This window comes from Sphingomonas sp. 77B (assembly GCF_056497825.1).
In genome coordinates, this window is the sequence record NZ_JBWMBY010000001.1 from 2604585 (window position 1) to 2618010 (window position 13426).

General features: G+C 66.6%; 6 protein-coding genes. 5 read left to right on the forward strand and 1 reads right to left on the reverse strand.

The genetic code is table 11. The annotated features are described in order from the left end of the window. Positions 1-90: 90 nt before the first annotated feature. From AC1GI4_RS12265 to AC1GI4_RS12285, 5 genes are all read left to right on the forward strand, one after another. Positions 91-2145: a glycoside hydrolase family 31 protein gene (locus AC1GI4_RS12265; protein WP_479629686.1), complete on the forward strand. Its 2055-nt coding sequence runs from the start codon at positions 91-93 to the stop codon at positions 2143-2145. Between the two features lie 43 nt (positions 2146-2188). Continuing rightward, positions 2189-3577, forward strand: a complete 1389-nt coding sequence (locus tag AC1GI4_RS12270; protein ID WP_479629687.1) for an MFS transporter — start codon at positions 2189-2191, stop codon at positions 3575-3577. 20 nt (positions 3578-3597) lie between these two features. Then, positions 3598-6186 carry a cellulosome protein gene (locus AC1GI4_RS12275; RefSeq protein ID WP_479629688.1) on the forward strand — a complete coding sequence of 863 codons (2589 nt, stop codon included), beginning with the start codon at positions 3598-3600 and terminating at the stop codon, positions 6184-6186. Between the two features lie 88 nt (positions 6187-6274). Further along, positions 6275-9031 (forward strand): TonB-dependent receptor, encoded by a 2757-nt coding sequence (locus tag AC1GI4_RS12280; RefSeq protein WP_294275198.1) that lies wholly within the window; start codon positions 6275-6277, stop codon positions 9029-9031. A gap of 334 nt (positions 9032-9365) precedes the next feature. Further along, the gene (locus tag AC1GI4_RS12285; RefSeq protein WP_479629689.1) at positions 9366-10751 is read left to right on the forward strand and encodes a glycoside hydrolase family 43 protein; all 1386 of its coding nucleotides are present in this window, start codon (positions 9366-9368) and stop codon (positions 10749-10751) included. 94 nt (positions 10752-10845) lie between these two features. Here AC1GI4_RS12285 and AC1GI4_RS12290 read toward each other — a convergent pair whose 3' ends face one another. Continuing rightward, positions 10846-13320 carry a glycoside hydrolase family 95 protein gene (locus AC1GI4_RS12290; RefSeq protein WP_479629690.1) on the reverse strand — a complete coding sequence of 825 codons (2475 nt, stop codon included), beginning with the start codon at positions 13318-13320 and terminating at the stop codon, positions 10846-10848. Positions 13321-13426 lie beyond the last annotated feature (106 nt).

A 13426-nucleotide genomic window follows, 5' to 3' on the forward strand; every position in this document is an offset into this window, starting at 1 on the left:
CAACAAAATCATTGACAGGGCACCGCAAAGGGCTGAAACCCGTAAACGTTTACGGCCACCGAAGAATGGCATGGAGAGGATCGCGTCGTTTTGGACACGCTTGTTCTGGAAGACCGCGCCATCGCGTGGACCTATAATGGGGACTGGTTGCGGATCGAGGCGCATGGGGCCGACGGCCTGCGCCTGCGCGCGTCGCCCTTTGCCGACTCGGGGGCGCGGGCCGGGGCGCTGCTGCCGCGCGATGCGGCCGCGCAGGCCATGCCGGTCGTCACCCGCGACGGGGCGACCGCGCGCATCACGCAAGGCCGGATCACCGCCGAGGTCGACCTGCAGGGCCGAGTCCGTTTCCTCAACGCAAGCGGCGAGTTGCTGCTGGAAGAGAAGTGGCGGCAGCGCGACACGATCAGCAAATTCTGGACGGTCGGCACCGACGAGGTGCGCACGATCAGCGCGCTTGGGCTGGCCGGACGCGAGTTCAAGCCGCTGACCGGTGACGCCGCGCGCATCACCGTCCGGTTCGAGGCGAAGCCGGGCGAACGGCTGTATGGCATGGGCCAGTATCAGCAGCCCAATCTGGACCTGGCCGGATGCACGCTGGAACTGGCGCAGCGCAATTCCCAGGCCAGCGTGCCCTTCGTCGTCTCCAGCCATGGCTATGGCCTGTTATGGAACATGCCCGCTGTCGGCGCGGTGCATTTCGCCGCCAACGGCGCGACCTGGACCGCCGAGGCGGCGCGCGAGATCGATTACTGGATCACCGCGGGTGACACGCCCGCCGACATCGTGCGCAACTATGCGCAAGTGACGGGCACGGTGCCGATGATGCCCGACTATGCGCTGGGGCTGTGGCAGAGCAAGCTGCGCTACCGCACGCAAGATGAGCTTCTGGCGGTGGCGCGCGATTATCATGCGCGCGGCATTCCGCTGGCGGTGATCGTCGCGGACTTCTTTCACTGGCCGGTGCAGGGCGACTGGCGGTTCGACGAACGCGAATGGCCCGATCCCGCCGCGATGACCGCTGAACTGAAGGCGATGGGCACCGAACTGCTCGTATCGATCTGGCCGACGGTCGATCACCGCTCGGAAAATTATCGCGAGATGGTCGAGAAGGGTTATCTGGTGCGCTCCATCCGTGGGCTGGACGTGCAGCAGGAATTTCTGGGCAATACCCGCTTCATCGACGTCACCCATCCCGGCGCGCGCCGCTTTCTGTGGGACCGGGCGAAGCGCAACTATCGCGACAAGGGCGTGGCGCTGTTTTGGCTGGACGAGGCCGAGCCCGAATACAGCGCCTATGACTTCGACAATTACCGCTATCACAGCGGCAGCGTGCTGGAGGTCGGCAACGCCTATCCGTTGCATTACGCGCAGGCCTTTTACGACGGCCTGGCCGCGGAGGGCGAGACCGAGATCGTCAGCCTGATCCGCTGCGCCTGGGCGGGCAGCCAGCGTTACGGCGCGCTCGTCTGGTCGGGTGACATCCATTCCTCGTTCGAGGCGATGCGCAACCAGCTGAGCGCCGGGCTGAACATGGGGCTGGCGGGCATCCCGTGGTGGACGACCGATATCGGCGGCTTCCATGGCGGCGATGTCGAGGACCCGGCCTTTCACGAGTTGATGATCCGCTGGTTCCAATGGGCGGTCTTCACCCCCGTCCTGCGGATGCACGGCCACCGCGACCCCGTGACCCCTCCGTCCGAGCCGTTCCGCGACGGCGTGGCCCAGTGCGACACGGGCGCGGGCAATGAATTGTGGAGTTTCGGCGAGACGGTCTTTGCGGTGTTGCGCCGCTATGCGGCCTTGCGCGAACGGCTGCGGCCCTATGTCGCGGAGCTGATGCGGATGGCGCATGAGCGCGGCGATCCGCTGATGCGGCCGATGTTTTACGACTATCCGGCCGATCCGCGCTGCTGGACGGTGGACGATCAATATATGTTCGGCCCCGACCTGCTGGTCGCCCCCGTGACCGAGGCGGGGGTTGCCGAACGCAGCGTCTATCTGCCGGAGGGCGTCTGGCGCGATGCCTGGACTGGCGAGCGGATCGAGGGCGGCGGTGACGTGACCTGCCATGCGCCGGTCGAGCGGATTCCGGTCTTCGTCCGGGACGATGCCGGGGTGGCGCAGGCTTTCGAGGAAAACGACTGAACGACACCGTCAAAAGGCGGGCCGGACGACAAAGGAGAAGGACGTGGCGACAGCGGCACAGGTCGGGGATGGTCAGGAGGGACGGCGCGGCGACGCGCAAGCCTCCCGCATCCCGTTCGTCGAGAAGATCTGCTATGGTTTCGGCGACGCGGGGGGCACGATCGTCACCGGGCTGATCGCCAATTTCCTGACCTTCTACTATACCGACGTCTTCGGCCTGGCGCCGGGCATCGTCGGCGTGCTGTTCCTGTCGCTGCGCATCTTCGATGCGGTGTCCGATCCGCTGATCGGGATTATGGCCGATCGGACCACGACCCGCTGGGGGCGGTTCCGCCCCTATCTGCTGTGGACCGCGATTCCGGTGGGCCTGAGCTGTTTCCTGACCTTCCAGGCCCCCGATTTCAGCTATGACGGCAAGGTCGCCTATGCCGCGATCACCTATTTCCTGCTCGCTTTGTCCTATTCGCTCAACAACGTGCCCTATTGTGCGCTCATCACCCGGATGACCGACAGCGAGCGGGAGGGCGTGTCGTGCCAGTCGGTGCGTTTCGCGATGGTCGCGATCGCCTCCTTCTGCGTCTCGGTCGGCCTGCCGATCCTGGTGCGCCATCTGGGCGGCGCGGACATCGCGCGCGGATATCGCGACGGGGTGGCGATCCTGAGCGGCGCCGCCGTCATCATGTTCCTGATCTGCTTCCTGTTCGTGCGTGAACGGGTGGTCGCCGCCGACACGGCCGAGGTGCCGCTCAAGCTCGCCATCGCCAACACGCTGAAGAACGACCAGCTGCGCTGGACCTTCCTGATGACGCTGCTGCTGATCGCGATCTTCAATACCAAGGGGGGCGCGGCGCTCTATTTCATCACCTATGTGCTGAAGGGCGATACCACCTATCAGGCGCTGTTCTTCGGCACCGCGACGGCGGGCGGGTTCCTCGGCTCGATCGTGGTGCAGGCCTTTACCCGGCGCTATGACGTGCGCAGCATCTATATCTGGGTGAACCTGATCCTGGTCGCCGGGCATTTCGCCGCCTTTTTCGTGCCGGGCGATTATCCGACCCTGTGGCTGGTGCTGGTCGGGCTGTGCTGCATCGTGCTGGGCTGCACCCTGCCGCTGCACTTCACGCTGATCCAGCTCGCCGACCAATATGGCGAGTGGAAGCTGGGGATGCGCTCCTCGGGCATGAGCTTTGCGTTCAACCAGTTCTTCGTGAAGCTGGCCTGGGCGGTGGCGGGCGCGCTCATCAGCGGGGTGCTGGTCCTCGTCTCATACAAGGCGGGGGCGGGCAACCAGACGCCGCTGTCGCTGACCGGCATCCGCATGTTGTCGACCGTCATCCCCGGCCTGATGCACCTGGCGCTGGCCTTTGCGATTTCCCGCCTGATCCTGAACCGCGCGACCATCGCGCAGATGACCGCCGCGCGCACCGCATGACTCTTATCCCGGAACCCCTGATGGCCCAGCCCTTCCGCACCGCCCCGCTCTTTCTCGCCGCCCTGCTCGGCTCGGTCGCGATGCCCGCCCTCGCGCAGGAGCGGATGACGGTCGACCTGGCCAGCGATACCGGCCCCTTCCATGGCGGGGCCTCGGGCACGCTCTACGGCCTGTACGATGCGCGGTTGCCGCATCCCAATCTGGTCGAGGGGATCGGGCTGCGTACCGTGTCGACCAAGGCGCAGGACGGGCCGCAGCATCCCGGCGCCGACGCGCTGGAGGTCTCGACGCTGCTCACCGATGCCTCGGGCGGCGACACCTATATCTACATGACCGACATCAACCGCGAATTCCCCTATGACTGGAAGACCGGCGACTGCGCGCAGTCGGTGACCAATTATATCGAAAAGCTGCGCGCGCAGGTGCGGCAGGTTAAGGGCATGGCGCCCCGCTATCGCGACCGCATCGTCTTCGTCCCCTTCAACGAGCCCGACGGCAACATGTTCTCGGGAGGGGACAAGGGCTGTAACGGCGTACCGTGGCAGAAGGACCCGACCGCCTTCAACGACGCCTGGGACCGGGCGGTACGGATGATCCGCCAGGAACTGCCCGGCGCGCGGATCGCGGGGCCGAACACCAGCATCCTCTATCCGGAAGTCGAAGGCTTCCTGCGCCATGCCATCGCCGCCGACACCATGCCCGACATCGTGACCTGGCACGAACTCAGCAACCCGGCGGCGGTGCGGACCAGCGTACGTAAGTACCGCGAATGGGAGGACAAGCTGTTCGCCGGGACCAAATGGCAGGGCCGCCATCTGCCGGTCAACATCAACGAATATGCCTATAACTACCACACCTCGGTCCCCGGCCAGATGGTGCAATGGGTGGCCGCGATCGAGGATTCCAAGGTCGATGCCGATATCGCCTATTGGAATATCGACGGAAATCTCAGCGACTCCGCCGTCCAGGCCAATCGCGGCAACGGGCAATGGTGGCTGCTGAACGCCTATGCGACGATGAGCGGCCACACGCTGGCGGTCACCCCGCCGCATCCCGACCAGAGCTATACCTTGCAGGGCGTGGCCACGCTCGACCCGGCGCGCGACCAGATGCGATTGCTGTTCGGCGGCAAGTCGGGCGACGCGACCATCGCGCTGACCCATGTGCCCGCCAGCTTCGGCGACACGGTACGCGTCCGCGTGCGGGAGATCGACTGGACCGGACAGCTGGGCGACTCCCCGCCGCCGGTGGTGATCGGCGACCGGATCGTGCCGGTGAAGGACGGGCAGGTCGACCTGACCTTCGGCCAGGGCGGCTGGCCCGCGCTGCGCGAGGAGGCGGCCTATGAGCTGGTCCTGTCGCCCGGCCAGGGCGTGCGCCCCGCCGCCGTGACCCCACGCTGGCGGCAGGATTACGAGGCGGAGAAGGCGACCCGGCAGGGGCAGGGGCTGACCGTACGCGGGCCGGAGGGCTCGCCCGATCATGTCGATCGCTTCCATGTCTCGAACGGCTATCTGGTCGAGGGGTTCAAGACCGGCGCGGACGCCGCGCTGGACTTCGCGGTCGATGTGCCGCGCGACGGTCGCTACGACCTGAGCGTCCTCGCCAGCAGCTTCAACAAGGACCCGCTGGTCGAGCCGCAGGGGGCGACCAACGTCTTCCTGCGGATCGACGGCAAACCGCAGGGCGAGTTGTTCCTGCCTTTGGGCTACAAGCCCGCCGTGCTCGATCATGTCGATACGGTCGTCCACCTGACGCGCGGTCGCCACATCCTGACGCTCGCCACCCGCAGCCTGGACGGCACCCGGCGGACGCAAGGCAATGCGATGGTCGACCGCATCACCCTGACCGCCGCCGATCCCGCCGCGACGGTCGCCCGCTATGACGTGGCCGACGCGGTGGTGAAGGGCGGCCGTGCGACCTTCTGGGTCTATGCCGCAAAGGATGGCTTGGCGCGCCTGACCCCCGAGGTCAGCGGCGGCGCGGTGCACATGACGGTCAACGGCCGGGAAACGAAGGGCCGCGCCTTCCTGCTCGGGGGGATCAACAAGGTGGTGCTGACCGCCACGGGATCGTCGGCCGTTCGCGGCCTGTCGGTGACGCCCGAGAACGGCCCCGCGCCCTATCTCTATGAGGCGGAGGATGCCCAGGTGGCCGGAACCGCGCGGATCGGCGCGGCCTCGCGCGCGAGCGGCGGCCGGGCGGTGTTCGACATCGGCGGCGCGCCCGGCAACGGCAACACGCTGACCTTCCCCAGGGTGGCGGTCCCGCGCGCCGGGACCTATGCGCTGACCCTGCGCTTCTCGAACGAGGAGCAGGCCAAGGCGACGCACTATAATCCCGATCCGCTGGCCCGGATCGCGCGCATCTCCGTCAATGGCGGAAAGCCCATGCTGGTCAGCGCGCCGCACAGCTTCAACGCCAACAACTGGTGGGAGATGACGGTGCCGGTCGTCCTGAAGGCGGGCGCCAACACCATCCGCATTGCGGGCGAGGAACAACCCAATTGGGACGGGCGCACCTATGCGTCGCAGACCTGGCCGGGCGTCCAGCTCCGCTCGCGCTACGCACCCAATATCGACCGGATCGCCATCACGCCGCTGCCCTGAGCCCGGACCCGTAAAGGCGGGCTGACTCAGGGTTTTTTCAACCACCAACCGTAAACGTTTTTAGATACAGTCTCAGGAGGGGTTTTCCATGAAACAGCATAAGATCGGCGCGCTGCTCGCCTCGGTTTCGACGATGATGGCGGTCGCGCTGGCCGCGCCCGCCCAGGCGCAGGACGCGGCCCCGCCCCAGGATCAGGCAGCCGCCGGAGCCACGCCTGCGCCCGCCGATCAGAACGCGACGAGCACCGCCGACATCGTCGTGACCGGCATCCGCCAGAGCCTGAGCAATGCGCAGAATATCAAGCGCAACTCGGACGCGATCGTCGATGCGCTGGTCGCCGAGGATATCGGCAAATTCCCCGACAACAACGCGGCCGAGGCGATCGCGCGTGTCACCGGCGTGCAGGTCACGCGCTATGCCGACGAAGCGAACGGCGTGCTGATCCGGGGCCTGCCCAATGTCCAGACGACGGTGCAGGGGCGTGAGATCTTCACCGCCGACGGCCGCTCGGTCTCGATCCAGGACTTCCCCGCCCAGGCGCTGTCGCGGGTCGAGGTGTACAAGGCGACGACCGCCGAGAATCTGGAAGGCGGCATTGCGGGCCTGATCGATGTCGGCCTGCGTCGCCCGTTCGACTTCAAGGGCTTCCAGATCGCAGGCGCGGCGCGCGGCGTCTATAATACGGAATCGCGCAAGGTTGATCCGATCGGCAGCCTGCTCGTCAGCGACCGTTGGCAGACCGGGATCGGCGAGATCGGCGCGCTCATCAACGCCTCCTTCACCCAGACCCGCTATCTCAATTCGATCCGCTATCAGGGCTTCCAGGACAATGTGCCCGCCAACCAGCAGATCCTGCCCGCCTCGGTCGGCCGCAACTTCACCTTCCCGCAGGACATCGGCCTCTATTACCGGCGCGGCAACCGCCAGCGTCCGTCGGTCAACGGGTCGATCCAGTGGAAGCCCGCCGACAATCTGATGATCTATCTCGATGGCCTGTATCAGGGCTATCGCGACCGGGTCGCCAACGACTTTTTCGGCATCCCGATCCAGTCCAACCCCAATGGCGGCAATCCGCCGACGATCCGTAACGCGGTGCTAACGCAGGACGGTACGACGCTCCAGTCGTTCGATGTCGACCTGGGGCTGGTCAATGGCCCGTCGAAGGAATTCGGCACCAGCCGCACCGACACCTATCAGGGCGCACTCGGCGCGAAGTGGGAGACGGGCAACGCGGTCTTCACCACCGACCTCGCCTATACCAAGTCGATCGCCAGCGGAAACTGGGGCCAGTTCCAGACGCAGGTGGCGACGCCGCTGTCGCTAGCGGTCAAGCTGAACGACCAGCGCGGCGTCAACTTCACGCCCAGCGGCGTCGATTTCAGCAACCCCAACAGCTTCTACATGCGCGGCCTGCTCGAAAACCGCAGCCGGTCGGCGGGCGACCAGTGGCAGTGGCAGGGCAATCTGGTGCTGGACACGGATTCGTCGCTGTTCCCGAAATTCATGTTCGGGCTGCGCTATGGCGATCGCAGCGCCAGCTCGGTCTACGGCGACCGTTATGCCTCGCTCGTCAGCCTGAAGGACACGATCGACAAGGTGCCGACCGTCGCGCAGGGCGGCATGATCCAGCCGGGCTTCCAGGGCGACGACGTGCAGCAGTTCCGCAGCTGGTTCGCGCCCAACGCCTTCCTGTTCAACCAGCAGCTGAACAGCGTCCGCGACTATATCCGCCAGGCGCTGGTCCGTTCGGGTGCGGATGCCGGAACCCAGGCCGCCTGGGCGCCCGAGCAGCCCAACCTCAACCCGCTCAACGCCTTCCAGGCGCGCGAGCAGGTCTATACCGCCTATGCGCAGGTCAATTACGCCTTCAACATCGGCATTCCCGTCGATGGCGTGATCGGCGCGCGGGTGATCCTGACCCGCAACAAGCTGAACGGTACCAACCAGTTGCCGACCTCGGCGGGCGGCACAGTGCTGGTTCCGATCAACTCCTCGACCCAATATACCGACATCCTGCCCAACATCAGCGCGCAGCTGCACTTCACCGACCGGCTGAAGCTGCGCCTGTCGCGGACCCAGGCGCTGTCGCGGCCCGGTTTCAACCAGATCAATCCGACGCTGACCGTGTCGCAGGGGACCGTCGGGGGCAACATCTCCTACACCGGCAATGGTGGCAACCCGAACCTGCAGCCCATCCGGTCGGACAATTACGACGCGTCGCTGGAATATTATTTCTCGCGCACCGGGTCGGTGTCGGTCGCCGGCTTCTATCGCAAGATCAACGGCTTCATCAATTCGCTGCCGCAGATCGTCAATGTCCAGCCGTTCGGCGACATCCTGGTCTATCGCCCGTCCAATGCCGGGTCGGGCACCATCAAGGGGATCGAGGTGGCGGGCACCACCTTCTTCGACTTCCTGCCCGGCGCGCTGCGCGGGCTAGGTGCGCAGGCGAACTTCACCTATATCGACGGCGAGCAGGTGCTGCCCTCGGCCGCCAACTTCACCGGCGGGCGCAACACCCTGCCGGGCGTGTCGAAGTACAGCTTCAACCTGATCGGCCTGTATGAACTGGGGCCGACGAGCGTGCGCCTGGCCTATAATTATCGCAGCGCCAATGTGGACGGGTTCGGGGCGCCGGGCGTGTTCACCACCGTCTATTCGGGCGCGGTCGGGCGTCTCGACCTGTCGGCCAGCTACAATCTGAACGACAATGTCACCCTGACGGTGGATGCGACCAACCTGCTGCGCACGCCGTACCACAGCTATGTGAAGGACCCGCGCTATCCGCGCGACGTGCGTTGGGAGGCGAGCCTGTTGTCGGCGGGCGTCCGCTTCCGGTTCTAGAGCATAATGACATAAGATTAATTCACCCCTCCCCTTCAGGGGAGGGGCCGGGGGTGGGGCGCCTCCGCAAGCGTGCGGCCCGTGGCGAGGCCCCACCCCAACCCCTCCCCTGAAGGGGAGGGGCTCGCCTTGGTTCAACGCAACGTCATCACGGTCTAAGGGCGGAGCGCCCTACAGAACTTCTGCCCCTGTAGGGGGAGGGTGCGCGAGCAGGGTGGAGGGGTGTGCCAGTCGTGGGAGAAGTCCTCTCTCGCCGGCTGGGGCACCCCACCGCCAGGCCTTCGGCCTGCCACCTCCCCTGCAAGGGGAGGAAAGGGTTTCAAAAAGGGGGAATATGATGGGCAAGTGGCGGTTGATATGGGGCATGGTGGCCGGAGTGGCGATAGCCCTGACACCCCTGAGCGCGGGCGCGGACAATCCGATCATCCAGACGCGCTTCACCGCCGATCCCGCGCCACTGGTCCATGACGGCGTCGTCTATCTCTATACCGGCCATGACGAGGACGATGCGGGCGGGTTCAAGATGCGCGACTGGCGGCTCTACAGTTCGACCGACATGGTCAACTGGACCGATCGGGGTTCGCCCGCGTCGCTCAAGACCTTTGCCTGGGCGCAGCAGGACAATGGCGCCTGGGCGCCGCAGGTGATCGCGCGCGACGGCAAATTCTATCTTTATGCGCCCGTTCGGGTCGCGGGAAATCCCGACACGGCCATCGGCGTCGCCGTCGCCGACCGGCCCGAGGGGCCGTTTCGCGACCTGCTGGGCAGGCCGCTGATCGCCGCGCGGCTCGGCGCGATCGATCCGACGGTGGCGATCGACGATGACGGCCAGGCCTATCTCAACTGGGGCAATCCCGACCTGTGGTATGTCAAACTCAACCGCGACATGACCAGCTATTCCGGCGCGATCGTGAAGGTCGCCAAGCCGATCGACTATCAGGAGGGCCCCTGGTTCTATAAGCGCGGGCCCCATTACTACATGGCCTATGCCTCCAGCTGCTGCCCCGAGGGGATCGGCTATGCGATGAGCGACCGGGCGACCGGCCCCTGGGTGCACAAGGGGCCGGTGATGGACCCCAATGCCGCGTCGACCGGCAACCATCCCGGCATCATCGACTATAAGGGGCACAGCTATCTGTTCGGCTTTCATTACGAGCTGAACTTCGCGATGACGCCGATCCATCACGAGCGGCGCTCGGTGACGCTGCGCGAGTTCCGCTACAATCCCGACGGCACCATTCCGCGCCTGCCCTGGTGGACTGACGAGGGCGTGGCACAGATCGCGACCCTCGATCCCTATCGCTGGGTCGAGGCAGAGACGATCGCCTGGACCTCGCGCATCGGCCGCGACCGCGACCGGCCCTATCGCTGGGCGCCGGGCGTCACGACCGATAGCGGGGCGGATGGAAGCGTCCATGTCACCCGCATCGCCGACCGCAGCTTCATCAAGATCGGCGGCGTCGATTTCGGACGCGGTGCGGCCAGCTTCGCGGCCAGCGTGGCGCGGGTCCGCGGTCGCCCGACGATCACGCTCCATCTCGACCGGGTCGACGGCCCGCAGATCGGTACGCTGGCGCTGAACGGCGGCGAAGGCGCGGACTGGGGGACGCAGACCACCACCGTGACCGGGGCGAACGGCGTGCATGACCTGTTCCTGGTCTTCCATGGCGATGGCGACGACCTGTTCGACTTCGATCGTTGGCAGTTCCGCCGCCCGTAGAGCAGGATGACGTGAAATGAACCCACCCCTCCCCTTCAGGGGAGGGGCTCGCCTTGGGTCGACCCTATGTCATCTCGCCCATAGGGAAACGCGGTCAGGCGGCGCCGATGGTCAGTGTGATCCGGTCCCCGGCCCGGGTGGCGATGCGAATGCCGTCCTTCGTCGTACGGATCGGAACCGCTTTGCCACCACGGGTCGCGGCGCGGACCCGGCGACCGGCGGGCAGCCGGACGACCAGTTCACCGCCCGGCGCAGACACCAGCTCGGCCTGTTCCAACTGTCCGCCCGCCCAGCGCTGGTCGACAGTCACGCCGCCGCGCGCCCGCAAGCCATGGGCACTGCCGTCGCGCCACGCCGGGGGCAGGGCGGGCAGCAGCGCGATCGCGCCGTCATGGCTTTGCAGCAGCATTTCGGCGATGGCGGCGGTGATCCCGAAATTGCCGTCGATCTGAAAGATCGGCCCCTTGTTCGAAGGATGCGTGTCGAACAGATTGTCGAGCGTACTGCCCTTGAAAAAGGCATCGATCGAGCGGCCCGAACGCGCGGCATCGCCCATCCGCGCCCAGATGCAGGTCGCCCAGGCCCGGCTCCATCCGGTCTGCGCGCCGCCATTGTCCTCGCGACGCTGCATCGAGGTCGCGACCGCCTTGGCCCATGCGGGCGTGCGGCGCGGCGTGAACTCGTCGCCCGGATACAGGGGATAGAGGTGCGAGATGTGGCGATGGCCCGGCTCGGACTCGGCAAAGTCGCGCGACCATTCCTGCAACTGGCCATGGCGGCCGATACGATAGGGCTCCAGCCGTTCGACCAGCCCGCGCAGCTTGGTCGCGAAGGCCGTATCGGTCTTCAACAGCGCGCTGGCGGTGATGCAATTGACGAACAGCTCGCGGATCAGCGCCAGGTCCATGGTACAGCCGGTGCTGATCGAGGCGGGCTTGCCGTCGGGGGCGAGGAACTCGTTCTCCGGCGAGATGGAGGGCGCGGTGGTCAGCCGCCCGTCCGGCCCCGCGACGAGCCAGGCCGCGCAGAACTCGGCGGCGCCGCGCATCAGCGGCCACGCCCGGTCGCGCAGGAACGCCAGGTCCCCGCCGAACGCATAATGCTGCCACAGATGCTGCATCAGCCACGGCCCGCCCATCGGCCAGTTGGCCCAGATCGGCGCGGCGCTGCCTTCGCCGACCGGGTTGGCCATCGCCCAGATGTCACTATTGTGGTGCAGGCACCAGCCGGGCATCCCGTAATAGCTTTGCGCGACGCGCGCGCCCCGCACCGCCACCCGCTCCAGCCAGTCGAACAGCGGCGTGTGGCAATCGGCGAGATTGGCTACCTCGGCGGGCCAGTAATTCATCTCGGTATTGATGTTGGTGGTGTGGTTGCTGCTCCAGGGCGGCCGGACCTCGGCGTTCCAGATGCCCTGGAGGTTGGCGGGCTGGGTTCCGGGGCGCGAGCTGGCGATCAGCAGATAACGGCCGAAATGAAACAGCAACGCGGCCAGCCCCGGATCGCTCGCCCGTTCGTTGCTCGCGCGGCGCTCGGCCGTCGTGCCCGTCGCCTGCCCCGCGAGCTTGAGCGCGGCCCGGCGATAGAGCGCCTGATGGTCGGCGACATGGGCGGCGCGCAGGGTCGCATAATTGGTCCCCCGCGCCGCCGACAGCGCTGCCACCGCCTTGGCATCGATCGCGTCGATGGGCAGGTCGGGCGACTGGTCGAAGCCGCGAAAGCCGGTGGCGGCGCCGATGCGGATTTCGACGCTCCGGGCGCCGCGCACCGTGATGGCATCCCCCGCGACGCCCACGCGGCCACCCTCGTTCAAAACCTCGGCCACGGCGGCGAACATCATGCCGCGCCCGGCGGCATCGTCATAGCGGATGGGATCGGGGACGGAGTGGTAATTGGGCGCGGCATAGGACGGCGCCTTGCCGTTCAGGATCAGCCGGTTGCCCTCGGCCCGCACCGATCCGCGAAGCAGTGTCGCCAGCGACAGATCGGCATCGATCGTCCCGCCATCCGCCGTCAGCCGCACGACGACCAGCTGCGCCGGATGCGACACGAACACCTCGCGGCGATAGCGGGTCTGTCCGGCGATGTAGGACACGCCGACCACCGCCTGGTCCAGATCGAGTTCGCGGCGGTAATCGCTCACCGCACCACCACCGGGCAGCGCGATCATCAGGTCGCCGATCGGCGCATAGCTGTTGGAAAAGGCCCCTTGCAGCTTCTTCGCCTGGGCATCGGCGGCGTGATACTCTCCCGCCAGCGTGGCCCGCCGTACATCCGCCAGCGAGCCTTGCGCATCGGGCCTGGCGTCGCTGGCCGGATAGCCCGACCACAGGCTGTCCTCGTTCAGCGAAATGACCTCACGCTCGGTGCCGCCGCGTACCATCGCGCCCAGCCGCCCATTGCCGAGCGGCAATCCCTCGACCCAGCGGGTGGCGGGTGTATCGAACCACAGGCGATGGGAATCGTCCGGGGCGACCGGCTGCGCCCGAAGCGGCAGGGCGCCGAGTCCGCCCGCCGCCATCGCCAAAGCGCCTGCTTCCAATACGCCGCGTCGCGTCAGATCGGCCATTCGTCCCCGCCCGATTGTTGGTCCAGCGATGACGGTGACGCATTCAAGTGCATGACGAAAGAGGAAATTGTCGCTGTCCAAGCCCCGCGGTGCGCGGCGTTGCACG